At 62.1% G+C, this 26472-nt stretch carries 20 protein-coding genes and 2 pseudogenes; 10 read left to right on the top strand and 12 right to left on the bottom strand.

Annotation, left to right across the window (positions count from 1 at the left end):
• Positions 1-80 precede the first annotated feature (80 nt).
• On the bottom strand, positions 81-710 hold the full coding sequence (locus NTD88_RS05675; RefSeq protein WP_262155256.1) for a nuclear transport factor 2 family protein: 630 nt from the start codon (positions 708-710) through the stop codon (positions 81-83).
• 76 nt (positions 711-786) lie between these two features.
• Complete coding sequence (locus NTD88_RS05670) at positions 787-1911, bottom strand: FAD-dependent monooxygenase (RefSeq protein ID WP_262155255.1); 1125 nt, start codon at positions 1909-1911, stop codon at positions 787-789.
• Positions 1912-2156: 245 nt separating this feature from the next.
• On the opposite strand from NTD88_RS05670, the gene NTD88_RS05665 reads away from it, so the two are divergent.
• Both NTD88_RS05665 and NTD88_RS05660 read left to right on the top strand, forming a co-directional pair.
• Positions 2157-3074: a LysR family transcriptional regulator gene (locus NTD88_RS05665; protein WP_262155254.1), complete on the top strand. Its 918-nt coding sequence runs from the start codon at positions 2157-2159 to the stop codon at positions 3072-3074.
• A 112-nt stretch (positions 3075-3186) separates the two neighbouring features.
• Positions 3187-3777, top strand: a complete 591-nt coding sequence (locus tag NTD88_RS05660) for a malonic semialdehyde reductase (protein WP_262155253.1) — start codon at positions 3187-3189, stop codon at positions 3775-3777.
• A gap of 62 nt (positions 3778-3839) precedes the next feature.
• Here the strand turns inward: NTD88_RS05660 and NTD88_RS05655 are convergent.
• Positions 3840-4643: pseudogene (locus tag NTD88_RS05655) on the bottom strand (alpha/beta hydrolase family protein); the annotation flags it as partial.
• Positions 4644-4849: 206 nt separating this feature from the next.
• Between NTD88_RS05655 and feaR the strand changes: the two are divergent.
• The 5 genes from feaR (at position 4850) to NTD88_RS05630 (ending at position 11772) form a co-directional block, all read left to right on the top strand.
• Complete coding sequence (gene feaR / locus NTD88_RS05650) at positions 4850-5782, top strand: transcriptional regulator FeaR (RefSeq protein WP_095159238.1); 933 nt, start codon at positions 4850-4852, stop codon at positions 5780-5782.
• A gap of 176 nt (positions 5783-5958) precedes the next feature.
• Positions 5959-8070 carry a PQQ-dependent dehydrogenase, methanol/ethanol family gene (locus tag NTD88_RS05645; protein ID WP_262155252.1) on the top strand — a complete coding sequence of 704 codons (2112 nt, stop codon included), beginning with the start codon at positions 5959-5961 and terminating at the stop codon, positions 8068-8070.
• A 90-nt stretch (positions 8071-8160) separates the two neighbouring features.
• Positions 8161-9021 carry a transporter gene (locus NTD88_RS05640; protein WP_095159240.1) on the top strand — a complete coding sequence of 287 codons (861 nt, stop codon included), beginning with the start codon at positions 8161-8163 and terminating at the stop codon, positions 9019-9021.
• A 208-nt stretch (positions 9022-9229) separates the two neighbouring features.
• A complete protein-coding gene (locus tag NTD88_RS05635; protein ID WP_262155251.1) occupies positions 9230-11248 on the top strand; it encodes a TonB-dependent receptor family protein in 2019 nt (672 codons plus the stop codon).
• Between the two features lie 83 nt (positions 11249-11331).
• Complete coding sequence (locus NTD88_RS05630) at positions 11332-11772, top strand: lysozyme (RefSeq protein WP_262155250.1); 441 nt, start codon at positions 11332-11334, stop codon at positions 11770-11772.
• Positions 11773-11829: 57 nt separating this feature from the next.
• On the opposite strand, the gene NTD88_RS05625 is transcribed toward NTD88_RS05630, so the two are convergent.
• A complete protein-coding gene (locus tag NTD88_RS05625) occupies positions 11830-12702 on the bottom strand; it encodes an HNH endonuclease (RefSeq protein WP_262155249.1) in 873 nt (290 codons plus the stop codon).
• Between the two features lie 185 nt (positions 12703-12887).
• On the opposite strand from NTD88_RS05625, the gene NTD88_RS05620 reads away from it, so the two are divergent.
• A complete protein-coding gene (locus NTD88_RS05620) occupies positions 12888-13763 on the top strand; it encodes a LysR substrate-binding domain-containing protein (RefSeq protein WP_095159243.1) in 876 nt (291 codons plus the stop codon).
• 15 nt (positions 13764-13778) lie between these two features.
• Here NTD88_RS05620 and NTD88_RS05615 read toward each other — a convergent pair.
• The 8 genes and pseudogenes from NTD88_RS05615 to NTD88_RS05580 all read right to left on the bottom strand — a co-directional run bounded on the left by NTD88_RS05615 (position 13779) and on the right by NTD88_RS05580 (position 25049).
• Positions 13779-14061: pseudogene (locus NTD88_RS05615) on the bottom strand (type II toxin-antitoxin system RelE family toxin).
• Entirely contained in the window at positions 14051-14296 is a 246-nt protein-coding gene (locus NTD88_RS05610; protein ID WP_095159245.1) for a type II toxin-antitoxin system prevent-host-death family antitoxin, read from the bottom strand. The pseudogene NTD88_RS05615 and the gene NTD88_RS05610 overlap by 11 nt, the downstream one beginning before the upstream one ends.
• 128 nt (positions 14297-14424) lie before the next feature.
• Entirely contained in the window at positions 14425-15258 is an 834-nt protein-coding gene (locus NTD88_RS05605) for a bifunctional allantoicase/(S)-ureidoglycine aminohydrolase (protein WP_110970898.1), read from the bottom strand.
• Between the two features lie 132 nt (positions 15259-15390).
• Positions 15391-16038 (bottom strand): START domain-containing protein, encoded by a 648-nt coding sequence (locus NTD88_RS05600; RefSeq protein ID WP_262155248.1) that lies wholly within the window; start codon positions 16036-16038, stop codon positions 15391-15393.
• Positions 16039-16165: 127 nt separating this feature from the next.
• On the bottom strand, positions 16166-18106 hold the full coding sequence (locus NTD88_RS05595) for an autotransporter outer membrane beta-barrel domain-containing protein (RefSeq protein ID WP_262155247.1): 1941 nt from the start codon (positions 18104-18106) through the stop codon (positions 16166-16168).
• A gap of 213 nt (positions 18107-18319) precedes the next feature.
• On the bottom strand, positions 18320-22579 hold the full coding sequence (locus NTD88_RS05590; protein WP_262155246.1) for an AAA family ATPase: 4260 nt from the start codon (positions 22577-22579) through the stop codon (positions 18320-18322).
• A gap of 6 nt (positions 22580-22585) precedes the next feature.
• Positions 22586-24163 (bottom strand): hypothetical protein, encoded by a 1578-nt coding sequence (locus tag NTD88_RS05585; RefSeq protein ID WP_262155245.1) that lies wholly within the window; start codon positions 24161-24163, stop codon positions 22586-22588.
• 13 nt (positions 24164-24176) lie between these two features.
• A complete protein-coding gene (locus tag NTD88_RS05580; RefSeq protein ID WP_262155244.1) occupies positions 24177-25049 on the bottom strand; it encodes a helix-turn-helix transcriptional regulator in 873 nt (290 codons plus the stop codon).
• Between the two features lie 322 nt (positions 25050-25371).
• Between NTD88_RS05580 and NTD88_RS05575 the strand changes: the two genes are divergently transcribed.
• A complete protein-coding gene (locus NTD88_RS05575; protein ID WP_110970904.1) occupies positions 25372-25977 on the top strand; it encodes an SCO family protein in 606 nt (201 codons plus the stop codon).
• Positions 25977-26456 carry a copper chaperone PCu(A)C gene (locus NTD88_RS05570; RefSeq protein ID WP_262155243.1) on the top strand — a complete coding sequence of 160 codons (480 nt, stop codon included), beginning with the start codon at positions 25977-25979 and terminating at the stop codon, positions 26454-26456. The genes NTD88_RS05575 and NTD88_RS05570 overlap by 1 nt, the downstream gene beginning before the upstream one ends.
• Positions 26457-26472 lie beyond the last annotated feature (16 nt).

The raw sequence follows: 26472 nt of genomic DNA, 5'->3' as shown, positions 1-26472 counted from the left end.
GGTGACGCCTGTTTCTGAAAGGGCGGGCTATTTATTGTTTTGGGTCAACGGCCTGCGACAGCGCAGGGTGTTGGTGGCGCTCAGGCAGTCAGCAGCGGGAGTGCCTCGGCAAGCCATGTCCGGCCTTCTTCGTACAGCTTGTGGGTCGCCTCGGTATTGTCGACGTATTGCCCGGGTTGCACGGCGAAGCCGGACTTGCCGAGCATGAAACCGAGGTATTTGTACGCTGGGTGGAACTGGCTGGTGTCCATCCACAAGCTCTTGAACCAGAACACCAGCGACGGCTCGATGCTGTCCAGGCGGTCTTTCTGGTAGATGCAGTAGCGGCGGGAGATTTTCCAGGTGCCGTTGTCCTTGACGATAAAGTCATAGAACAGCGCCTCCGAGGTCAGGTCCAGTCCGGGGCTGGAAACCTCGGAACGGGCCATGATCGAAGCGGGCGTGATCGCAATGGCGCGGTCGCCGTTGACGTTGATGATTGACGGCTTCATGACGTGCATGGTTTTCACTGGGCTCTTGGACATCGCTTTCGAGCCTTCGACAAATCCCTGGATCGAACCAACGTACCAGGTCAGGTGGATGATGCCGTCATCGACAAAGGTCGCTTGCAGTTCGTTCCACATCTTGTGGTCGCGATAGAACCCCCAGTTCAACAGCAGCTGGCTGATCTCGGAGATGTCTTGCGCGTTTGCCTTGTTCTTGTTGGTCATGGAAAGACGCTTTTGGTCAGATTGAATGGGCAGGGAAATCACTTTCCCAGCGGGTTGCCGGCTTTGCCGGCATGGATCAGTAAGGTTGTGAGATGGCGGTCAAGGCAGCCATCATCACCGCGCCGTTTTCCGCCGCTGGCGCTTTCCGTTGCTCCAGTTGCGAGAGCTTGACGCTGCTGTCGACGACGGTTTTCACCCGTTCAAAACGGCGCTGCATGAATGCGTCCAGCGCTTCTGGCAGCGTCGCTTCGGTGCCGATGCACTGGCCCAGCACGACCGCGTCTTCGAGCGCCATGCCGGCGCCCATGCCCAGATGGGCAGTGGTGGCGTGGGCGGCGTCGCCAATGAGCAAGGTGCGGCCGCGATGCCATTGGGGCACGAGAATCCAGTCGAAGGGGCGGCCGATCAGGGATGAGCCCGCCTCGAGGCGTTCGTGCAACTGCTTGATCGGCGCTGCCGAAATCGAGTCCAGCAAGCGCGTGAACAGTTGATGAACGTCGGCTTCGCTCATCCACGTACGTTCGGCAACCGTTAGAACGGCTGGTACATAGGTCAGGTTCTGGTGCGGCAGATGGTAGAAGCCGATTTTGCCAACGTCGCTGGTGTACCAGCCTTCACCCTCGATGGCGGGGCCGGGCACCATCCAGCGAATGCTGATCTGTCCTGAATACTCAGGCTCGCCGATCTCGGGGAACACCAGCTTGCGGGTCAGCGAGTGGATGCCGTCGGCACCGATGACGAGATCGAACGCGCGGGTTTCACCATCGGAAAAGGTCACCTGTGCTGAATCGCCGCTGTCGTCGATGGCCTTGATCGTCACGCCCTTGCGCAGGGTGCAGAGTGTGCTCGCGGTATGTTCGAGAATGTGCGCAAAGGCTGGTCGGTAAACGGCGACGCCATCCTTCGAGCCTGGCCATTCAGGCCTTTTGGGCGATGGGCGAATCAGTTGACCGTCGGCGGCATAGAGCGAAGCGGCAGTCGAGTCAGCGGCAAAAGTCCTGCCGGTGTCGCAGCATTCCTCGTATATCCCAAGCTCGAACAAGGCCTCGGCCGCACGACCGGACAACGCCATCGAGGCGCCATCCGGCCTGCCGTAGAGTTCGACCACTTCGCAATGGACGCCCTGGCGTGACAAGGCAATCGCCGCCGACAGCCCTGCAACCCCACCACCTACTATTAGCGCTCTTGATATACAGGCCATTATTCAAAATTCTCTTCTGGTCAGGCTGTTTTTGTAAGGAACACTTCAGTCCCGAGGCTGTGCTGGCAAGCAGTGAACGGCGTATACATCGATTGAAATGAGGTCGACGGACAACTTCACGGGAACCGGCGCTAGGGTGAAAACTGTAGTGCGATGCCGCCCTTGTCGAAAGATGGCAAAACACTTAGGGTGTTACCTAAAAGGTATATACCTATTCCTTTCGCCTCAGGAGGGGCCTTCACGCGATGAAAATGCACCACTTCCGTTATGTGGTCGCGGTGGTTGAGCGAGGCAGTCTGCGTGCCGCTGCCAGAAGCCTGGGCCTCGCTCAGCCGGTCGTTTCCCGAAGCTTGAAAGAGCTGGAAGAAGAGCTTGGCGTCACTTTGTTCGAGCGGGGCCGGTTGGGGATGGTAGCGACCAAGGCCGGCGAGCTTTTTGTCCGGCGCGCCAAGGCGATTCAGGCCGAGTACCAGCGCACGCTCGACGAGCTGGATCAGCATCGCGGCGTCGACAAAGGGTCGATTGTCGTGGCGTGCTCCGGCGCCGCATTGATGGGTTTGCTGCCTTTGACGATGGACCGCTTTCGGCGACGTTTCCCCGGCATCCGCGTGAAGGTCGTTGAAGGCACCTATCCGATGCTGGAGGCCGATATCAGGGATGGCTTGATCGATCTGTATTTCGGCCCGGTAACCAAACCCCAGCAGCACACCAACATGAGCATCAAACCGTTGATGGCCAATCCGCGCATCATCGTCGGCCGTCGTGGTCACCCCTTGCAGCATGCGACCACACTCGAAGAGTTGGTGGGCGCCGAGTGGCTGACCACACCCGTGGCGGATAACATCGATGATGAAGTGCTCAGCGTGTTCAAGCTTGCGGGGCTTCCATCGCCCAACATCGTGATGCAGGCGACTTCGAGCATGAGTGTCACCAGCATCGTTGCCTCATCCGATCTGCTCGCACCGTTGCCGAAACACTGGGTCGGCTTTATCAATTCGACCAATTTGCTGACGCGGATCATGGTGACGGGGATTCCCGATGCGCCGCCCATCTATTCGGTGTACCACACGGAGTTGCCGTTGACCCCGGCAGCGCAGTTTCTCAACGACATGGCCGAGCAAGCGGCATTGGACAACAATGAAAAAATTTTGATGCCCGAGTAACCTCGGCTCTCCGTATACCTTTTGGGTAACACCTTAAGGATTCCGGAGTCTTTCATGGTGATCAATCCGCCTCTATTGTTCGCGCTTCTTGAACATTCCGTGAGGTGACATCTTGAGCGAAGCACTTACCGATCAAGCGATCGATCAACTGTTCCTGGGCGCCCGTTCACATAACGGGTGGCTGGAAAAGCCCGTTGATGATGGCTTGCTCGAACAGCTTTACTCGGTACTCAGCCAGGGCCCGACCGCCAACAACTGCAACCCTGCGCGATTTGTCTTCGTGCAGTCCGAGGACGCCAAGCAACGTCTGTTGCCTGCGCTCAAAGGAGCCAACGGCGAGAAAATGCTGGCGGCGCCGGTGACAGTTATTATCGCCATCGACAGTCAGTTCCTTGAGTTTCTACCGCATCTGTTCACCGCATACGACCTGGCCGCCATGTTGCGAGACGACCCGGTGACCGCCGCTGCGATCGCTTTCCGCAACAGCAGCCTGCAGGGCGCCTACCTGATTCTGGCGGCAAGGGCGCTTGGCCTGGATTGCGGCCCGATGTCCGGTTTCGACAGTGACAAAGTCGATGACGCATTTTTCCCCGATGGTCGCTGGAAAACCAACTTCCTGTGCAGCCTGGGGTATGGCGATGTGGCAAAGCTGAGACCGAAAGGCCCACGCCTGAGCTTTGAGCAAAGCTGCCGGATTGTCTGAAAGCTGTTGATCAAGTACGGCCGCCTATTGGCGGCCGTACTTGCCTCGGATCACTTCATGGTTCAGGCGACCGTTCCGCCGAGGGTTTCAGCCACCCAGTCGGCAATGTATTGACCGACATTGACGGGATTGTCGAAGCTGGAATGCTGCACACCGCCCTCGCGTTCGGTGAAGATTTTCAGTTCTCTGCTCGGGCTGTTGATCAGTTGCTCGTAGGTGCGCTGCGCCCACTTCACCGGGATCTGTGAGTCCTTCGCGCCATGAGTTACGAGGAAGGGCACCTTGATACGGTCGAGAATCCCGTCCAGGTGAACGTTCTCGGCAATGGCCATGAACTCGTCGTTATCGGAAGCTCCCCAGACCCAGCGCACGTGGGCCCAATAATGCGGGACCGGAAGGTTGCCTTCCTGCATCAATCGGCGTTTCTGTACGTCGCGCCAGTCGTGGTTGGCGCCCCATACCACGCCGCAGGCAAAGCGCGGTTCGAAAGCCACGGCGCGTGGACAAAAGTAGCCACCGAGTGACACGCCTTCCAGACCAATGCGGCAGGCGTCGATATCACTGCGCGCCTGCAGCCAGTCCACCACCGGGCTGGCCCAGTGCTCGCTGTCGTAGCGTGCGGTCAGGCCGTGCAGGCGCAACGCTTCACCGGTTCCCGGCTGGTCGATGATCAGCGAGGCAACGCCTCTTTTCGCCAGCCAGGCGGGCAGGCCGATGCGGTATTTCATTTCCTTGGTGGAGTCCAGGCCGTTGACCTGAACCAGAATTGGCGCCGGGCCATTCACCCCTTCGGCACGCACAAACAGGCCGGAAATATGGCTGCCTTCATAGGGGATTTCTACACGCTCGCAATTTTCTTTCGACAGTCTTGCCGAGAGAGAAATGCGGCCATGATTGCTCACGAAACACAGCGAAACAAGGCTATGGGAAACGCTCGCCAGGATAATCCCGAGTTGACGCGTAGGCTTTTATGAATGAGCCTGTCTCCCGAATCACCCGTTTGCGCACCTTCAGCTTGCCCTCCTGTAATTTAGATAATATGTTAATAAAAAAATAACCCTCCGGAGGCACCATGTTCCTGCCATCGAGCGAGCAGATTGGATTCGAACGCTGGTGCCACTCCTTGCGTAGCATCTGCGGCAATTTCAGTACCCTGCCTTCCAGTCTCACCCGTCACTTCATCGGCGAAATCCACAGCCAGACCATTGGCGCACTGGATACCGCGCACATCCGCACGAATGCCCGGTTGATCAGCCGCGAGCTGATCGGCGTCGACAGCGATGACAGTCATTGCTTCCTCATCTACCAACGCAGCGGTCGCCAGCGGATCCGCCAGGCCGGCATGGAAGTGGAACTGGGCCCGGAGGACATCGCGCTGGTGGACTCGGCGCGGTTGTTCGAGATCGAGCCGCTGGGGCTGGTGGAGAATGTCTCGGTGCATCTCTCCCGGGATATCGTCACTCGCCAGTTCAAGGGCGATAACCTCTTCGGAAAACTCTCACGAAATAATGTCTCCAGTCGCATGGTGCGCTCGCTGGTGCAGTCGATCGGCATGCTCGGCGACGGCGCCGCCAATGGCGAGGATGGCCAGGCGATCCAGAGTGCGCTGGTGAGTCTGGTGCTGCCGGCGATGTCGGGCCAGGCAGAAGGGCAGGAGCATCTGCTGCAGAGCAATAGCCTGTTTTCCACCGCCCTGAGACTGGTGGATGAGTCGCTGCAGGATATCGACCTCGGGCCGGCCTATCTTGCCGATCAGTTGCACACCTCGGTGCGCAGCCTTTACCGATTGTTCGAAGAGCACGGTGAAAGTGTGTCGCGCTATATCCTTCGCACGCGCTTGAGCAAAGTGGCCCATGACCTGTGCAGCCATCCCTTGCGCAGCCAGTCGATCACGCAAATCGCCTTCAAGTGGGGCTTTGTCGATGTGGCCCATTTCAGCCGGGCGTTCAAGCGTCAGTTCGATGTTTCGCCCCGCGATTACCGGGCCCATGCCTTTCAGGAGTGAGCCCTTCGTTACTGGCAGAAAATGCCAACTGGATTGGCGGTCACAGTCAAGCGCAGCCCTCCCGCAAAACTTCTAATACTCCTACATAGCGCAAGCTCTGCTATTGCGTGACCCGCGGGGGCGGCCTGCCTCGCGGGTTCATAAAAACAATAATGCGTCGCTGGAGTCCGAAACACATGAAAACCCTCTTTCTGCTGGCGGGTCTCCCGTTATTGCTGTCCTCCTTGCATGCCTCGGCTGTGGACAGCACGCACCCTGCCCAGGTCGATGCGAAACGCCTGACAAACGCCAATCTCGAACCCGGCAACTGGATGAGTCACGGTCGTACCTACGACGAGCAACGCTACAGCCCGCTCAATGCCGTCAACGACAAGAACGTCAGTCAGCTCGGCATGGCGTGGACCACGCGCCTGGATATCGATAGCGGCACCGAAGCCACGCCACTGGTGGTCGACGGAGTCATGTACACCACCGGCGCCTTCAGCATCGTCTATGCGATGAACGCGGCCACCGGCGAAATGCTGTGGAAATACGATCCGAAAGTCCCGCCCGAAAACCTCAGTCAGGGCTGCTGCGGTCCGGTCAACCGCGGTGTTGCGGTGTGGAACGGCAAGGTTTACGTCGGCAGCTTCGACGGTCGATTGATCGCTCTGGATGCAGCCAGCGGCAAGGAAGTCTGGTCGGTGGACACCATCCTCGACCGCTCCAAGAGTTATTCCATCACCGGCGCTCCGCGCATCGTCAAAGGCAAGGTGCTGATCGGCAACGGCGGCGCCGAGTTCGGCGTGCGCGGCTATGTCACCGCCTACGACGCCGATACCGGCAAGGAAGCCTGGCGTTTCTACACCGTGCCGGGCGATCCCAAGCTGCCGCCGGAAAACCCGGCCATGGCCATGGCCCTCAAGACCTGGACCGGTGACGGCTGGGTGAAGTGGGGCGGTGGCGGCACGGCCTGGGACTCCATGGCCTACGACGCGGACCTGGATTTGCTGTACATCGGCACCGGCAACGGTTCGCCGTGGAACTACCAGTTCCGCAGCCAGGGCAAGGGTGACAACCTGTTCGTGTCCTCGATTCTGGCCCTGCGCCCGGACACCGGCGAATACGTCTGGCACTACCAGGTCACCCCGCAGGACCGCTGGGACTACACCGCGACCCAACACATGATCCTTGCCGACATCAAGGTCGACGGCCAGGTCCGCAAGGTGTTGATGCAGGCGCCGAAGAACGGCTTCTTCTATGTGCTGGACCGTACCAACGGCAAGCTGATCTCGGCGAAAAACTATGTGCCGGTGAACTGGGCCAGCGAGATCGACCTGAAGACCGGCCGCCCGGTGCTGACCGGCGCCGCGGACTACTCCAAGGAGCCGAAAGTCGTACAGCCAAGCTTCCTTGGCGGGCACAACTGGCACCCAATGTCCTACAGCCCCAACACCGGTTATGTCTACATCCCGGCCCAGCACACCCTAGCCGAGCTGAAGGCCGCGAAGGAGCCGATGTTCTTCCCGAACAAGTCGGTGTTGAACTTCGGACTGGACGTACCTGATCTGCCGGAAGATCCGAAGACCTTCAAGCAGATCCGCGATTCCTGGACCGGCGAGCTGATCGCCTGGGACCCGGTGAAGCAAGCGCCAGCCTGGAAACAGGAATATGCCAGCGCCGGCAATGGCGGCACCCTGGCAACGGGCGGCAATCTGGTATTCCAGGGCACCGCGGACGGTCGGGTGGTGGCGTACAGCGCCGACAAGGGCGAGAAACTCTGGGAGCATCGCGCCAACTCTGGCGTGATGGCCGGGCCGATTACCTACACCGTGGGCAACGACCAATATGTGGCGTTTTCCGTAGGTTGGGGTGGGATTCTTCCGCTGCTGACGGGCTCGCTGACCAACAAGGCCAAGGTCCAGTCGGAATCGCGGATTATCGCCTTCAAGCTCGGCGCGAAGGGCGAATTGCCGCCGCCGCGTCAGGCGCCGGTGTTCCCCAATGTTGACCTGGAGCTGACGGCGACCCCCGAGCAACTGGTTCAGGCACGCAACATGTTCAACGGCCTGTGCGCGGGTTGCCATGGCCTCAACGCGGTCGCCGGCGGCGTGGTCCCGGACCTGCGCTACCTGACCAAGGACAAGCACGCGGCCTTCCCGGCGTTCGTCAGCGGTGCGTTGATCCAGCGCGGCATGCCGAACTTCTCCGACATCCTCAAGCGTGAGGACATGGAGTTGATCCGCCAGTATCTGGTCAAGCGCACCCATGACCTGCAGGCCGACCTGAAAGCCAGCGTCGCGCAGTAAACCCACCGTCACCCAACCTGCCTTGGTGGCCCCTGAAAAGGGGCCGCCCGGGATTCTTCACGCCAACAAAAACAAAAACGAGAGTTCCCCATGAAGATCATCAGCCCCTCGATTCTGACGGCCGGCCTGGCTCTGTTCGGCGTCTCCCTGTCCGCCCTGGCCGACGTCAAGCCCGACCCGGGCGACTACACCGCGCTGCCCAAGGGCACCGACGTGGTCGTGCTCTATCAGCAGAACCCGCGCGGCGATAAGGTTTACTCCGGCGGCAAGAAAGTCGCTGACGACCTCGACCTGGACATGACCGTCGGCGTCCTGCGTCTGATCCACTTCACCGATTTCTTCGGCACCGGATACACCTGGGACCCGCAGATCGTCATCCCCTTCGGCCAGCAGGACATCGGCGCCAGCCACAGCAAAACCTCGGGCCTGGGCGACATCACCTTCGGCGGCACCCTGTGGACCATCGGCGATCTGGAGCGCAACGAGCACCTCGGCTGGTCGGTGTTCTTCACCGCGCCAACCGGCAGCGACAAGAATCAGGGCTTCGCTCTCAGCAACAACCGCTGGGCCGTGGACTTCCAGGTGGGCTACATCAAGGGCCTGACCGACAAGATCAGTTGGGACGTGATCGCCGAAGCCGAGTTCTATGACGACCAGCGCTCCACCGACGCGAAAAAGGACACCCTGCTGCAACTGCACAACCACCTGCGCTACAACTTCACCCAGGACACCTATGCCGCCATCAGCTACCGCCACAACTGGGGCGCGCGCGAAACCCTCGACGGCCAGACCCTGGCCACCAGCCGCAACAACGGCACGGTCGGGTTCACTGTGGCGACCATGGTCGGCAAGCAGTTGCAGTTGATGGGGCAGGTGATGCACGACACCACGGTGCGTGAAGGGGTGAAGATCGATAATTCGTTGCAGTTCAGGGCGGCGTATTTCTATTGAGTCGGATTGGGGCCGCTTTGCGGCCTCAATTTTCATCAATCTCCTACTTTCGAGTGACCCACCTTAGTACCGCGCACTTCTAACTCCTGCTTAGTAGCCATATGCCTATCAATTTTCGTATGGTCCGGCCTGACAAGCGTCCAGCCCAGGTGCCAATGCGGAGCCGGCACCCTGGAAAACTTCCTCGCGGGACCCAGTGGAACACTCCATGAAGAACAACGAGCGGCAACGGGCCGCACATCGCCGCGCAGCATTCGGCGCACTCTTGCTGACCACCACCGCCGCCCTGGCGGATTCCTCCGTCGAAGTCGAACCGGTCGAAATCACGGCCACTCGCACCGGTGACCAATGGGCCCAGGCCGCACTGTCGGCCAGCGTCGTCGATGCCGCCGACAGCCGCGGCGACCAGGCACTGACCCTGGGCAACATGCTCTCCGCCGTGCCCGGCGTAGTCGTGCAGAGTCGTTACAACGCCGCCCAGGGCCTGCGCCCGGCGATCCGCGGTTTCGGTTCGCGATCCAGCTTCGGCGTGCGCGGCATTCGCGTGCTGGTGGACGGCGTGCCGCTGACCATGCCCGACGGCCAGACCGAACTCGACGGCCTCGATATCGGCCTGGTGGAGCGCATGGAAGTCCTCCGCGGTCCCGCCGCCGTGCTCTACGGCAACGGTGCCGGCGGCGTGCTGGCGATCAACACCCGTGAACCGGGCGATCATCCGGGCGTTGCCGCTGACTTCAGCCTCGGCAGCTACGGCTATCGCCGACAAAGCATCGAGGCCAGCGGCACCGAGGGCAATTTCGGTGCCCTGGTGGCCGTCAGTTCGACGACGATGGACGGCTACCGCGACCACGCCACCAGCGAAGCCAACAACCTCACCGGCAAACTGCGCTGGTGGGGCGATACCGGGCGTCTGGCCTTGACCATGCATGCGCTCGATAACCGTTCGGAAGATCCTGGCGGACTGACCCTTGCGCAGGTTCGCGCGGATCGCAATCAGGCGCGTCCGCAAAGCCTGAGCTTCGATTCCGATGAGCGCATCAGGCAACAGCGGCTGTCGCTGGTGTGGGACGGCGAGGCCGTGGGCGAGGATACCTATCAGCTCCGCAGCTACGTCGGTCAGCGCGACTTCACCAACCGGCTGCCGCTGGCCGCCAACGGCCAGACCAGCTACGAGCGCCTGTTCGGCGGGGTAGGCGGGCATTACAGCCATGTCGCCAATTGGTTCGGCCTGAATCACAAGCTGACCTTTGGCGCCGACCTGGAATCCCTGCGTGACGACCGCGACCGCAACAACAACATCATCGGTGGCGAAAAGGGCGCACTGACCTCACGCCAGCGAGAGGAAGCCACCAGCCTCGGCCTGTTCGTGGAAAACCAGACCGAACTGACCGAAAACTGGGTGCTCAGCCTCGGCCTGCGGCATGACGCCGTGCGCCTGAGCGTCGACGACCGCTTCCTGCGTGACGGCGACGACTCCGGTGATCGCACCCTGCGTGACCTCAACTACAGCGCCGGCCTCAGCTATCGCCTTGACCCGAACCACACCGTCTACGCTCGCGTCGCGACCTCGTTCGAGACCCCGACGGTCGCCGAAATGGCCAACCCGAGCGGTGGCGGGTTCAACAGCAGCCTGGAACCCGCCGAAGCACTCAACCAGGAAATAGGCTTCAAAGGCGAGACCGCCCACTGGCGCTACGAGGCGGTGGTCTACCGCATCGACACCCGCGACGAGCTGGTGCCCTACGTCGATGGCCGCACCTTCTACCGCAACGCCGGCTCCACCCGTCGCGACGGCCTGGAGCTGAGCGCGCGCTGGCAGCCTGACGAGCACTGGCAACTGAGCACCGCCTACAGCCTCAACGACTACAGCTACCGTAGTTTCGACGGCGCCGATGGCAAGCGCCTGCCGGGTATTCCGGTGCAGAGCCTGTTTGGTGAACTGAGCTACAGCCGCGACAACTGGTACGCGCGCCTCAACACCTCGGTCTACGACCGCCAGTACGCTGACAGCGCCAACACCGCGCGGATTGGTGGTTACGCGGTGGTCAACCTGCGGGCGGGCATCCAGCTCAAGGGCTGGGCGGAGAATGTGGAACCCTATGCCGGGCTGGATAACCTGACCGACCGGCGTTACTACGACAACCTGCGGATCAATGACAGCGGCGGCCGCTACTACGAACCCGCCCCCGGTCGGACCGGATATGTGGGCGTAAAAGTCCGCTTCTGAGTGAAGGCTTAGTGCTATCACGGCGGCGATGAGTGAAGTAGTCTTGGGCAATATTGTCCTCACTTTTTGCAAGGAGCTCGAATATGCGACTGTCCTCGACAGGTCTGGATTTGCTCAAGCGCCGCACCGGATTGACCCTCAATGCTCGTCAGGACCCCGCGGGCCTGTGGTTTATCGGTTATGGGCACTATGGCGATGTCCATGCAGGCATGACCATCACCCAGGCCGAGGCGGAGGCCAAGCTGGAGCATGAGATCGGCCGCCATGAAACCCAGTTGGCCGGCATGCTTGAAGTGCCGGTAAGCCAGGGTCAATGGGATGCACTGCTATTGCTGGTGTTCGACTATGGGCTGATCCGTGTTCGTAGCTCGATCCTGATCCGCCACGTCAATGCCGGAGCGATCGACCGGGCCGCCGAGGAATTCCTGAAATGGATTCAAGTGCGCGGACGGCCGGACATGCAGATGGCGAGACGCCGCGCTATTGAGCGGGAGATGTTTCTTCAGGGCTCGCAATTCGCTTGAGGCCGGAGAGGGCAGGACGGTTGGATTACCGTTACTGCCCTTTGTTTTATCCGCGAATTACCCGGTCGGAAGTTGTAGCCGAGAGGCCAGCGCTATTGTGCTTGGATGATCCGCTTCGTTCGCTGGCACGGTCAGGGGCTTGCTATTCAAAGAGGCGTACTCGCTAGACAGTAAAATGTCGGCCAAACGCACTTGAAGGGTATCCGGTTCGATCCAAAGCAGGTTCAGATCGAAGAGCGTATGGATATCGGCCCTCAGCAGTAAACCGTTCGAAACGACATTCGTCTTGTCACCCTGATAGGGGTGAATATGCGCCGCTTCAAGAATGGCTTCGATAGCGCAGCCTGTGATCGCGCACCGATTTTGATAAGCCCTCAGCAGTTCTTTTCGAAAGCGTGGTTGGCCGCGTCGACGGACGATAGACACGAACTCGCGGTGGCGTGCGTCCTCGATTCCGACGGGATCGAAAACCCCTTGGGCGTTTAGTTGCTGTGGCACTTCGTTGGGCACGCCGTCATCCAGCGAGCCAGGGCGGCGGTGCAAGACGAAAGGGGTGGGGAGTGTATCTGGCGTGTGCGCGACGTAATCGAAAATACCTTCGAAGCGAAAGCCCGCACCGGGGTGTTCGTATTTTTTACGCCGATAAAAGACCAGCAGTTCTAGGTCATTGGTTTTGTGGTCAATAAGCAGTTTGTCTTTTCGACCTGCCTTCTGACCTTGCATCTGTAGCGTGTCGCCGGAAAGAAGATCGACAAATTGGGTACGGTCTTTTGTTTTGTGTTCCGTCAAAAACAACCAAACCGAGTGCGTGCCTTTAGGTTGGAAAATCCCGGTCTTGATCGTGGCGTCGGTGATATCGAAGCGCTGTTTGAGGTCTTCGCGGGTATAGACGGCGCCTGGCACCAGTTTTTCGGACGTGTAATTAACCATGGCTTACACGTCCCCTCACAAGAAACTGCATCCCGCATCCTTTCGTTGGCAAATAGCCACCGACTCTAGCGCGAGATCCTACTGATTTGAAGGATTGGTCTTACAGCGCTCGCAGATGGTTGCGTTGCCCCACCTCGCGGTGCGTGTTAGAACCTTTGCACCTCATTCATTTCTCAAATACTCCCATGCCCCCCATTCCAAACCCCACTAGAACCCTCTTCGACCTCGACCTCCTTCGCGCGGTGGTTGTGGTCGCCGACTGCGGCAGTTTCACCACGGCGGCCTCCCGCCTGCATTCCACCCAATCCACCATCAGCCAGAAGGTCCGCCGCCTTGAGGAGATGGTCGGCCATCGCCTGCTGGAGCGTGGCAACCGCGAGGTTTTACCCACCGATGCGGGGCAGACGCTGCTCGGCTACGCCCGGCATATGCTGGCGCTGAACGATCAGATGGCGGAGGCGCTGGCGGGGGCGACGGTGGGGGTGACGGTGCGGTTGGGGGTGCCGGAGGATTTTGTTGGGGGGCGGACGACAAATGTGTTGTCGGCGTTCAATCGCAAACATCCGCAGGTGAAGCTGGAGGTGACCAGTGGCCTGTGCCGGGATATCAGCCAGAGCTACGAGAACGGCGAACTGGACCTGGTGTTGCTGAAGCAGCGGCGCAATGGGCGCGAAGGGGTGGTGAGCTGGCCGGAGGAGCTGGCCTGGATCGACAGTGCGAAGAACCCGGCGCTGCAACTGGACCCGATCCCGTTGGTGACGTTTCCGCCCCGTGGTCTGTACCGGGACGAGATCATCAGCGCCGTAGAGAGTCTGGGGCGGCGTTGGCGGATTGCGTTCACCAGTTCGAGTCTCAGCGGGATTCAGGCGGCGGTGGCGGATGGCATGGGCATCAGCCTGCTGCCGCCGCGCGCAGTGAGCGGGGATCATCGGGTGCTCGGGGTAGCCGACGGGCTGCCGGTGGTGGACAGCTATGAAATCGTGATCGTGCATCGGCCGACGGCGGAGCCGATGGTGAAGGAGTTGGGCGCGGTGCTGGGGCGGTTGCTGGATCAGCAGTGAGCGGCTGTGCAGCGCTCAACGTGTCTTGGCGGACAGGTAAGCTTCGCCGCGCTCGCGCTTGCCGACGGAGACTACTACAACGACCACTCGGTCATCTTCGACGCGGTAAACCAGACGATAGCCAGAGGCTTTGAGTTTGATCTTGATAATGGCTCGGCATGTCGCGCAGCGCATCAGCCTGAACGCGGGGTGATTCGAGGCGTTCTCTGAGCTTCTTTTTGAGTTGGTCGCGAAGGGTATGCCCAAGCTTTTCCCATTCCTTCAGCGCTGAAGGGACGAACTCAAGGCTATAGGTCATCCAGATTCACCGGGATGGTTTCTTCTCCTGCGCGGGCCTTGGCGATTTCTACCAGTTCCAGGTCTTCAAGGCGCTCCATCATTGATTCGTAGAGCTCAGCCGGAACCATATAGCCCATGACGCGGTTATGGTTGAGCACCGCCACTGGCATTCCAGAAGCATTTGCCAGGACTGCGGAGGGATTTTTCTTCAGTTCTGACACGCTGACCGCGACGTCGGCAAGAATGTTTTGCATATTCAGGTCCTCAATTCAGGTCGATATTCTGGTCTTCTGTGTTTTTCCAGGCAAGCACTCATTCGCCCACAAAAAAGCCCGCCGGGGAGGGCGGGCTTTTTCTGTTCAGGCTGCGAGAGTCGCGAGCATTAACGCTTGGGGTTCAGCGTCAGGTGCACGTTGCGGTTCACATCCTTGTACAGCAGGTAGCGGAACGGGCCCGGGCCGCCGGAGTAGCAGGCTTGTGGGCAGAAGGCGCGCAGCCACATGAAGTCGCCGGCTTCCACTTCGACCCAATCCTGGTTCAGGCGGTACACCGCTTTACCTTCCAGGACGTACAGGCCGTGTTCCATGACGTGGGTCTCAGCGAACGGAATGGTGCCGCCCGGCTGGAAGGTCACGATGTTGACGTGCATGTCGTGGCGCATGTCGGCCATGTCGACGAAGCGGGTGGTGACCCACGCGCCATCGGTGCCCGGCATCGGAATTGGAGCGATGTCCTGTTCGTTGGTGACGAACGCTTCCGGGTGCGGCAGGCCTTCTACGGTTTCGTAGTGCTTGCGGATCCAGTGGAAGGTGACATTGGCGTTGCTGTTGTTGCGCAGGCTCCACTCGGCAGCCGGCGGGATGAAGGCGTAGCCACCCGGTTTCAGGGTGTACGGCTTGCCTTGCAGGGTGATGTCGACTTCACCTTCGACGACGAACAGTACCGCTTCGGCGTTCTTGTCCAGCTCAGGACGCTCGCTGCCGCCTTCCGGGGCAACTTCGACGATGTACTGGGAGAAGGTTTCAGCGAAACCGGACAGCGGGCGGGCAATGACCCACATGCGCATCTTGTCCCAGAACGGCAGGTGGCTGGTGACGATGTCACGCATCACGCCTTTGGGGATGACCGCGTAGGACTCGGTGAACATCGCACGGTCTGTCAGCAGCTCGGTCTGAGCCGGGTGCCCGCCGTGAGGGGCGAAGTAGGTTTTGGACATGGGAAGTCTCGGGGGTGTTTGTTGTTGTGTCCGCGGGACCGCCGGTGAGGGCGGTTCTACCGGGCTTGCGCTCCTACAATAGGAACAATGCTTCGCATCCACAAATTAAATGTTGGAATTCGTCGTATTCATTTACTGAATGGGCTCCGTTGGCTCGTCCGTTGAGTGGATGCCTTGGCGTTCGGCCACGGCGCGCAAGGTCTTCAGGGTGATGGTCGGGGCATCGATAACGAAGCGGTTGGCCAGCCAGGCGGGGATGTCGCCGGCGGGTTCGGCCTGCAGTTCGTAGGTGACTTCGGTTTCCCGTTCGCCCTTGGGAACCATCCTCCAGGTGCCTTGCAACTGGGTGACACGGATTTGTCCGGATTCCCGCGGCACCATGCCGGGCACGGCCGAGAGGTGGCGGATCAGGCTGCCGTCGTCGCTCCGCTCGGTCTGCACCTTGAGCACCATGTCGCGGGTGGCGGCGGGCCAGGGCAGGGCGGTGGTGAGGTAGACCCAGGTGTTGTCGTCCTCGACTTTCAGCAGGCGCATGTCGGCGCAGGAGTACAGCCATTTGCAGGCGACACGGAGGTTTTCCTGGAGGTCGCTGAGGGTGCGCACGTCGGCCTTGATCAGGGCGACGCCCCGGAAGCTTTGGTAGTTGGAGTGGGGGACGTCTTGCAGGTAGACCTGGATGCCGTCTTCGTTGCTGGCCAGGTGCCAGGGCTCGGCGGCCTGGGTCGGCAGGGACAGGAGGGTAAGCAGCAGGGTGGTCGTGAGGCCAGGGAGGCGGGGCATGGTGGGGATCCTGGCTGAGTGGTTGATTGAGGATAGGTCAGGTTGGCACTGCAATCGTGACGGTTTGGCGTCCCGACAAGCTGGCTCCTGCAGAACAGGAGCCAGCTTGCTTGCCATCACGCTTGTGTCAGAACAACCACTGCACCCCCAGCGAATACCCCGCCTGGTTTCCTTCGTCATGGGCAAAGCGTGTGTTGGCTTCCGCGAACACGCCCAGTTGCTCGGTCACCATCAATTGCGCGCCCAGTTGCGCGCGGCCGAAGCTCTTGTCCACGTCGCTCAGGTTGGCCACGCGCACCAGGCCGTCGGCGCGGCTGGTGAGGTCGATCTCGTCCAGCCGGCCATCGGCCAGTTCCCGCACCCAGCGCACGCTGGCGTAAGGCTTGAGGGCCATGCCGCCGAGGCCGAGGCTGCCGTGCAGGCGCCAGCCGAGGCTGGCTTCGAGGGTGTCGTAATCCTGTTTTTCGAAACCCAGGGCGGTGCGCAGCGCTTCGTCTTCATTGAAGTCGTCGATGCGGTAGTGGACGTAGTCGAGCCCGGCCACCGGGCCGGTTTTCAGCCCGCCGAAGGTGAAGTCATAGCCGCCGTCCAGCCGCGCGCCCCAGAACAGCGCCGAGGTGTCGCCGGACAGGTGTTGGTCCAGCAGCACCGGGCCGCCGTTGGCCTGGATGAACACCGAGCGCTGGGTGTCGAAGCGGGTGTGCCCGGCGCTCAGCTCGCCGGCCAGCCACTGCGGACCGCCATCGTTGAGCAGCGCGAACGCGCCGACCTGCCAGGCGTCGCCTTCGACACGGCCGTCATGGTCGAGGCTGTCGCGGCTGCGTTCGAAGCTCAGGCTGGCACCGACGGTAACCGCCTGGCTCAGGCGGTAGTCGCCCAGCACATGCACGCCAAGGCGTTTCGATTCAGGATTGCCCGGTGCGTCGAAGCCGCTGTCGGGTGAGACCTCGCCCTCGGCACCCACTTCGCCATCGAAGCTGCCCACCGCGCGCTCGCTGCCCAGCACGCTCAGCCAGCGGCGGTCGTGCAGGCGGGTCATGGCCTGGTGCTGGCGCTGCAACTGGTCTTCCATCTGCCGCGCCATGGCGCCGCCGGACGCGGTGGAGGCGAGCAGGTCGGCGTTGGTCAGTTCCAGCACGAGACGGGTCAGCAGGCGCGAGAAGTCGCGCAGGCGCTGTTCGATGCGGGCTTCGCCGAAGGCGTTGGTGAGCACGGTTTGGTTGTCTTCCGCTGGGTCGTGCCAGGTGGAACCGCCGGGGATCGCCGGGTTGTCGGTCTGCTCGTAGCCGTCGCGGTCGCCCAGTTCCCAGTTGGTGGCTTCGATGAACAGCACCGGCACGTTCAGGCCGTTGAAGCTTTCACCGTCGCTGCAACAACCGGTGCCGGCGGGGTACCTGCTGTTGAGACCGGGGTTGGTGAACAGGTCGATCTTCAGTTCGCTGGCGATGCGCAGCAACTGGTCGCGGTAGGCGCCGAGGGCCGGGTTGGCGACGGCATTGCTGCCGGCGTGGGCGTACATCTTGTCGCCGGTGATCAGGCTGTCGAGGTTGATCATGCCCAGCAGGTTGGCGCGCTGGCTGTCGCTGAGTGAGGCGACGTAGGCGTGGGAGCCGCGCAGGCCTTCTTCCTCGGCGCCGAAGGCGACCACTTCCAGGCCGTTCTCGAGGGCGATGCCGCCCAGGTTGCGGGCGATCTCGGTGAGCACCGCCGCGCCCGAGGCGTTGTCGTCCAGCCCTTGCAGGGTGGGGCGGCCGTAATAGGTATCGAAGTGGGCACCGAGCACCACATAGGTGCTGTTGCTGCCAGCGGCGGAGGCGATGACGTTCTGCGAATTGCGGGTGCCGGCCCAGGTGAAGTCCTGGCGGCTGGTCTGGTAGCCGAAGCCCAGTTGCGACTGCATCCAGTCGGCGGCGCCGGCGAAGTTGGTGGTGCCACGGTAACGACCGGGGTAATCGTTGATCAGGCGGTCCAGGGTCTGTCCGGCATATTCCCCATACTCGTAGGCACTGGCGCCCAGAGGCAGCAGTGAAGATCCGAGGGCTACAGCGATGGCTAGCGGTTTGAACACGGCACTTATCCTTAGGTGTCGGTAGGCGTGTGCATCTTGAAGATGCGTCGGCGTACCTACAGCAGGAAGTGGGCCGTTTTGTGACAGGTGTGAGGGCGTTGCGGGTTTGGCTGTGGGATTTGGCGGGTGCATCGCAAACTGGCGAGGGAGGCCTGAAGTAATTGTTCCCACAAGTTTCAGGCGATCCTTGTGGGAACATTTTTTGCCGGCGGCTCAGTCCTCGTCGCAGCTTGCCAGGATGTCCTCCAGCGACGCTCGGGTTTCCTCGTCGAGCCCTTCCATCAGACGGTTCATTACCGCCTCGCTGAACGGGGCGTCGCCGAAGCTCAAGGAGAAGGCGATCGCTTCCTTGACCTCAAGGCTGCTGTCACCCGCCAGCATCAGCAGGATTTCCTCGTTGCTGGGCGGTGCATGGCTGCCGAACAGCTTTCTGGCCAGGGCGATCCGCACCTCTTCGCTGGCATCGTTGGCCAGGGTCTTCTGCGCCACGATCAGCAGGCGAGGTCCATAGCTGCTGCTCTTGTCGATCAGCGCCTTGCGCACCTTGATGTCGCTGTCCCGGGCCAGCGCCAGTTGCACGTGAGGTAACAACTGGGCGTTGCCCGCCAGGGCCACGCGCACACTGCTTTCGCTGTTTATCAACAGGCGCAGTTGCACCTCTTCGCTGAGTGCCCGGCCCCAGCGATTGCTGGGTTGCGCGGCCAGGGCCTTGCGCACGGTGACGGAGTCGTCCTCGGCGAGGTGGCTTTGCAGGGCGAGACTCAGGTGCGGGTGTTCGGCCAGCAAGGCGCGAATCTCGAATTCGTCGTCCTGTGCGAGCAGACTCTGGGCCAGCAATTTCAGGGCGTAGCCCGGGTGACCGTTGGCCCGCTTGAGCAGTTCGGTACGCACCTCTTCATGATTGTCCGCAGCCAGCGCTTGTTGGGTCCGCTTGCTGAGGTGCGGGTTGGCCGCCAGGTCGACACGAACGCTGTACGAGTGGTCGTCGCACAGGCGCTCCTCGATATCGGCGGGCAGCGGCTGGCTGCCGATCAGTGCCGAGCGCACGGTAACGGTGGAGTCCTTGGCCAGTTTTTGCGCCACGTCCAGCGCCAGCTTCGGGTTGGCCGCGAGCTTCGCGCGGACGGTGTACTCGGTGTGTGTTGCCAGCTTCCCTTGCAGCGCTGAATCGAGCGCCGGGTTGCCGGCAAGCACTTCCATCAGCGGTGCCGATTTGACCCAATTGCTGTGGTAATCGCTTTGCAAGTTCGCTGGCAGTTTGGCATTGCCCGCCAAGGCCAGGTCGACCTTCGACGGCTCGGGAATCACATACCAGGCGCTGTGCAGGGCGGGCGCCGGCGTCGCCTGAGCAAGCTCACGCATCACGTCTTCGCCGAGGCTGGTGTTGCCGGCCAGGGTTTGCCGTACCTCGTCGAACTCGCTTCTGACCAACTGCGCATATTGCCCTTGCGTCAGGCTGGCATGCCGGGCCAGTTCGATCTGCACCGCCTTGACGTCCTTCAGCAATTCGGCGAACACCGGCGCGGTCAGTTCCAGGTTGCCTGCCAGATCGACACGCACCGCAATGTCAGGATCTTCCGCCAGGCGTGCCTGGACCGGGCCGCCCAGACTCAGGTTTCGCGCCAGCGCGCGACGCACATCGACCTCGCTGTCGACGGCAAGCCGCTGCTGGATGCTGGCACCGATGCGGTAGTTGCGTGCGAGGTTTTCGCGCACCTGCGGCGTGTCGCCGGCGAGGTGTGCTTGCGCGTCGTCGTTCAGTTCGCAGTGCCAGGCAAATTGCTCGCGGACGCTCGGCTCGGGATCATTGACGATGCGTTGCTGCTGTTCGGCGGACAGTGCCGTGCACCAGATCAGCATGGCTTCGCGCACCTCGGTGTGCGGATCCTGCAGCAGGGTGTCGATGATCTGCACGTTGATGGCATCGTTGCTGACCAGTTTTTCGCGCACCGCCGGGTCCGGGTCGCGGGCCAGCAGACCGAGAATTTCGATGCTGGCGTGATCGTTGCCGGCCAGCGCCGCACGGACATCAGCGGATTCGCTCTGCACGAGGCTGCGTTGCAGCAGTGCCGAACCCAGGTTGCGATTGGCGGCCAGTTCGATCTGCACCGATTCGCTGTCCTTGGCCAGGTATTGCAGGGTCGCGCTGGCGAGGGCGGGGTGGCGGGCCAGGGTCTTGCGCACTTCAATGTGGCTGTCCTGGGCCAGCAACAATTGCGCGGGCGCACCGATGGCCGGGTTGCTGGCCAGTTGCAGGCGCACGTCCATGCCGTCGTTGGCCAGTTCCAGTTGCACCGAGTCGGGCAACGCGGCTTCACCGCCGCGAGAAGCCAGCGCCAGGTGCACTTCGGCGTCCTCATCCCGGGCCAGGTTCAGTTGTACCGCCTCGTTCAAGGCCGGCAGCCTGGCGAGGGTTTCGCGGACATCGGCCTCCGCGTCCCGCGACAACAGCGACTGCGCCTCGCTGGACAGCAGCGGATTGCCGGCCAAGGCCAGGCGCACGTTGTCCGCGCTGTCCTTGCTGAGCTGGCGCTGCGTGTCGTTGCCGATATGGCGGTTCTGCGCCAGGGCGCGCCGAACTTCGGCGTCCTTGTCCAGCAGCATTTCTCGCAGCAGCGGTTCGTGGCTGCTCTTCAGCGCCAGCAGGCGCCGGTGTTCGGGCTTCAATTTGAGGCGATGGAATTCGCTGGCCAGCAGGTCTTGCGGTGCCTGCGGGTGAACGCAGGCCAGGTGCAGCAGGTCGAGGTCGAAGTCGGGATGGTCGTCCTCGATATTGATCCGCAGGGTCAGTACGCGCTCCGGGCAATTGGGGTTGCTGTACACCGCGATGCGGATGTCTTCGACCTGATCGCCCGCGAGTTTTTCCAGCAGGTCGTCCGGGCAATCTTCACTTCTGGCCACTTCTTCGCGGCGCAGTGCGTTGACGCTGTCCGCCATCTGGATCATCTGCGCCACGCTCAGGCCGTCGCAGGCCGAGGCCGGCTTGAGCTTGAGTTTTTCGAACAGATCCTCGTACTTCGCCACTTGCTCACGCAGGGTTTCGCGCAGCGGCACGGTCAACTCGATGGCCGCTTCGACGTCCTCGAACTTCAGCGCGCGGCTGTCGAGGAAGGCAGCTTCCCGCGCCTCGTTGATGGCGTTCTGGATATCCGCGCCGGCGTAGTCGCGGCACTGGGTGACCAGCGTGCTGCGCTGCTCGGCTGAGAGCTCAAGCTCCTCGCCCTTGAGGTGGATATCGAGGATCGCCCCGCGCTCGGCGGCGTTGGGGAAGCCGACATAAAACACCTCGTCGAAACGCCCCTTGCGCAGCAGTTCCGGGGGCAGGGCGGTGATGTTGTTGGCGGTGGCGATGACGAACACCGCGCCGGTCTTTTCCTGCATCCAGGTCAGGAAATAGCCGAACAGCCGCGACGAGACTTCCGAGCCGCTGCCGCTGGTCATGCCGACGAAGGCTTTTTCCAGTTCATCGATCCAGAGGATGCACGGGCTGACCGATTCGGCCATGGTCAGGGCGCGGCGCATGTTGTGCTCGCTTTCGCCGACGTATTTGCCCAGCAGCGAGCCGATATCCAGGCGCAGCAGCGGCAACTGGAACAGGCCGGCCGCGGCCTTGGCGGTCAGCGATTTGCCGCAGCCGGGCATGCCGGCGATCAGCACGCCCTTGGGCGCCTGCACCCGCGCTTCATGCGCTTCGCCGAGGCGGCGGAAAATCTGCGCGCGGCGTCCCAGCCACAGCTTGAGGTTTTCCAGACCGCCGATGTCCGTGGCGTTTTCGCTGACCCGGAGCATTTCCAGCACACCGCTCTTGGCGATGATCTGTTCCTTTTCGTGCTGGATCAGCGCCAGCGCGGCATCGTTGATCTGTTCGTGCTGCAGGCGGACCATCGCCAGCGCCGAGCGGATTTCTTCCTGGCTCAGGCCGCTGCAGGCGGCGTGCAGGCGCTGCCGGAGGTGTTCCGGCACCAGCAATTCCAGGTGCTGGCAGACGCTGTCGAGCTGGCTGCCGATTTCCTCGCCGCGAGGCAATGGCAGTGGCAGCAGGGTGATCTGCGCTTCGATCGGTGGCGGGATGTGCAGGGTTTCCGACACCAGCACCACGGCGGCCTTGCCGCGATGATGGCGCTGGATGCGGTTGAGCAACTGCTTCAGCCGGGCCACCGCCAGCGGCTGGTTTTCCAGGGCGCTGCGGGCGTCCTTGATGATGAAAAGCTTGCCGTCCAGGTCGTCGTCGAGCAGCGCCGGCAGGCTGTCCGCCAGCTCGGTCTTCGGGCCCTGGCTGCCCCGCGGTTGCTTGTTGAAGAAGTCCACCCAGCCGTAGCCGAGGTTCCATTCCTTGGGATGCAGGTTCAGTTGCGCGGCGACGTCCTGGAGCATGGCGTCGACCCGCGCCTCTTCGCCGGAGTGGATGTACAGCCCCGGATACCCGGCCACCAGGTGAGATTTGATCTTGTCCTTGAGTTCGAGCAGGTTCATCAGTGCTTACCAGCCGGAGAAGAGGGAAGAGGCGAAATTGCTCATGCCGCGCCCGATGGATTCCAGCGCCCGGCCGGCCCCTTCGACGACACGCGCCACGGTCTTGAGCGCGGTCTTGGCCACGGCCTTGCCGGCCGAATAGACCACCTCGCCGATCTGCCCGCCGGCGATACCGCCGGCCACGCCCCCGACGAAACCACCGACGGCAATCCCCACCGGGCCGAATACCGTGCCGATCGCCGCGCCCAACGAGGCGCCCTTGGTGGCACCGGCGATGGCCATGGTCGTGGTCACGGTGGTGTTGCCGATGGCGTCGACGGCTTCTTCGCCGGTCAGCTCGCCCTTGCCCAGCTTGTAGAGGATCTTGGCGTTCTGCAGGCCGACGCAGGCGATGTTGGTGATCAGCCCCGCTGGGGTGCCGCGCAGCGCTGCGCCGAGCCAGCCGTTTTTCACCGCGACCACCACGGCGCCGGAGACCGCCACCTGCGCGGCGGTGTTGGTGCCGGCGCGCAGGGAGCTGTCGAAGAACTCCTTGAGTTCGTCATTGGCGCTGGGGTTTTCCCGGCCGTTCAGCCAGTTCCAGGCGCGTCGGGCAAGGATCCGCGTGCCCTGCATGCCCACCGCGATGCAGGCGCCGACCACCGCCTGCTTGCCGATCTGCTTGGCGATGTCGATGCGGTTGGTGTCGTTCCAATCGTACTGGCGTGACTCTTCCTCGGCCTGGGCCTTTTCCTGCAGGGCCTTGGCTTCTTCCTTGGACAGCGGCTTGGACTTGACCCCGTCGACCTCGATCACTTCGGTGCTGTCGGGCACATCGGCGCTTTGGCCTTCGGGGACCAGGCGTTTCTGATCGCTGTAGTCACCGCCGTTCAGTTGGGTATTGGTAGCCTTGGCGTCGGCGCCGTACTTTGACTGGTATTTGCCGACCACATTGCCGTTGCCGTCGACGATCTCGATGTCGACCGAGTTCAGTTCCTGAGAGCCGACCACCCGCGCGCGGTAAGGGCTGCCCTTGGCGGCGGCGTCGATATTGAAGGTGTCGACGTGATGCTGCTCGGCGATCAACCCGTTGAGGTTGGGGTTCTGGTTGATCGGGCCGGCCTGGGTGGTGATGATCTTCCGGGCGTTTTCGCTGGCGTCGGCCAGCGCCCGGTCGATACCGCCGGCGTATTGGCCGACGTTCACGGAGCCGGTGACGGCGGCATTTTTCTCGATCTCGCCGGCCAGCCACGAGGCCTTGCTGCGGCCGGTGTCCAGGTGCGCTTGCAGCGATTCGCGGGACCGGTTGAACGCCGTGGTTGACTGGATGACCTCGCGGCTGGTCTGCAGCAGGTCTTGCTCGTCCTTCCACAGGTCCGGATATTTGCGGAACTCGTCACTCAGCCACAGCTCCAGCGGCTTCTCGCCACGCGCATTGCACGAAGCGACGAAAGAGGCGATCACCGCAGTGGTCTTGTTGGCGTTCTCGGTGTTTTCGAACAGCTCGCCTTCGATGCGTTTCGCCTGCTCCTCGGCGACCTGCTCGAAGTCGATGCTGTCGTCTTTGTCGTAGTCGTCGCCCAGCGGCTTTTCCATTTCGGTCATGGGGTGTCCTGCCTCAGTGCAAGTAGTCGGTCAGTTCGTCGCGCAGTTTTTGCTGCAGCCAGACGGGTTCGAGAATGCGTACGTGGGGAATCCAGTAGCGAATGATCGGCAGCAATTGGTTGGGGTGATTGACCTGGCAACGCAGTACCAGTTGGCCGTCGTCCTGCTGTTCGATCAGTTGCTGGTGCGGCAGCACGTTGCGCCGCAGGAAGTAGTGGGCGTTGCTGGCGGCGACCCGCACGGTGACGTCGAGGCGGTCCTGGCCGAACCAGACGTCATCGTCGTTTTCGATCTGCGCCTGGATATCGGCGTTGGGCGCGAAGGTTTCATCCAGCACGCGCAGCTCGCCGAGGCGCCCGAGGGCGAAGCTTTTCAGGTGATCGTTTTCGGTGGCGGCGAGGTACCAGATGCCCTTGTTGTGGATCAGCCGGTAGGGCTCGACCCGCCGCAGCTTGCCGGTGTAGCTCAACTGGCAGCGCTGGCGCCGCTCGATGGCCTGGCCCAGTTGGCGGAACGCGTGGTGGTCGGGGCGGCTCGCGCCTGAATGGCCGTCGCGCACCAGGAAACTCGCCGGGCCCGGCTTGAGCAGGTCGAGCCAGGAGCGGCGGTCGCTGGCCGGAAACAACTGCTCGACGCCGCTGATGCGGGCGAAGGTCTGCAGGTCGGCGGGCGACAGGCTGCTGCGGTAATGGCTGGCGAGCTGATAGACGCCGTTGGCGCCGGGCTCGATGACATCGCCCAGGCGGTTGAGGTCGCGGTAGATGGTCCGCTCGCTGACGCCGAAGCGTTCGGCCAGTTGCAGGCGGGTAGGGCGCTCGCCCGATTGCATCAGACGGAGGATTTCCGCGAGGCGCAGGGCCAGGGTGTCGTGTTCGTGGGCCGCCATGACGGGTCCTGTGTCGGGTGGACGTTGGCGGCGACTCTAGCGTGGCGCACTGACAGGCTGTGTCAGTGGCACTGACAGCATTTCGAGCGCATCCCTGTCAGAAAAACGGCGACAATAACCCGGATGCTGGCGCGTGGCCACTTTCGCGAGTCTCGTCACGCGCTGTTACGACTCCGTTACGCAACTGCGACATCGGGTCGCATCCGCCGGGCGCTGTGCGCTGGCAGGGGTGTCAGCGACCGTGACAAAATGCCGCCTCGCAAAAAACCATGAAATGAACGGCTTCGCTGTGAGGCTCGTACCTTCCCGAAAGGACGGTTACATGAATGATTTACTGACCCGGCGCAAGGTTATCGCCGGGCTCAGCCTGCTGGGGCTCGGTGCCCTGACTGGCTGCGACACATCGCCAAAGCTCGACTTCAAGTACGGCAAGGACCTCAGCAACAAGATCCTCGGCCGCTCCTTCAAACTCAAGGACGTCCACGGCGACACCTACGCACTGTCGAGTTTCTACGGCTCGATGCCGATGGTGTTCTTCGGCTTCACCCAGTGCCCGGCCGTTTGCCCGACCACCCTCGCGCGTGCGGTGCAGATCAAGAAGCTGATGGGCCGCGATGGCGATTTCCTCAAAGTGGTGTTCATCACCCTCGACCCCGAGCGCGACACCCCGCAGGTGCTGGATGACTATGTGAAGGCGTTCGATCCGACCTTCACCGCGCTGTCTGGTACACCGGAACAGATCGCTGCCACCGCCAAGGAATTCGGCGTGTTCTACGAGAAGGTGCCGTTGGGCGACACCTACACCGTGTCCCATTCTTCCACCAGTTTCGTCTTCGATTCTCGTGGCCGGTTGTACCTTGGCCTGTCCCATTCGCTGAACGCCAAGGAATGCGCCGAAGACCTGCTGACCCTCATGGAGATTTGCTGATGCGTTCCCTGTTCAAACCTGCCCTGGCAGTGCTGGCCTTGTGCGCCGCTGCGTTGCCGGCGCTGGCGCAAACCCGCGTCGACAACGCCTGGGCCCGCGCCACCGTCGCCAACCAGCAATCCTCCGGCGCCTTCATGACCCTCACCGCCGACAGCGACAGCAAGCTGGTGGAGGTGCGTTCGTCGGTGGCGAAGACGGTGCAGATCCACCAGATGAAGATGAACGGCGACGTGATGACCATGGGCCCGGTGGAATTCCTGGCGCTGCCGGCCGGCAAGGCCGTGGTGCTCGATGCCAACGGCTACCACGTGATGTTGATGGGCCTGAACCAGCAGTTGAAAGAAGGCGAGCAAGTACCGCTGACCCTGGTGATCGAGGACGCCAAGGGCACCTCGCAATCCATCGAGGTGCAGGCGCCCGTCCGCGCTCTCAACGATGCCGGCGGCCACGCCATGCATCACGATCACGGCAACATGTGATCCTCGCGGGGCGGCG

Source organism: Pseudomonas sp. 20P_3.2_Bac5 (genome assembly GCF_025466035.1).
Classification (GTDB): domain Bacteria; phylum Pseudomonadota; class Gammaproteobacteria; order Pseudomonadales; family Pseudomonadaceae; genus Aquipseudomonas.
Note: the sequence above shows the minus strand (reverse complement) of the source record. Positions and strands in the feature narration are given on the sequence as shown.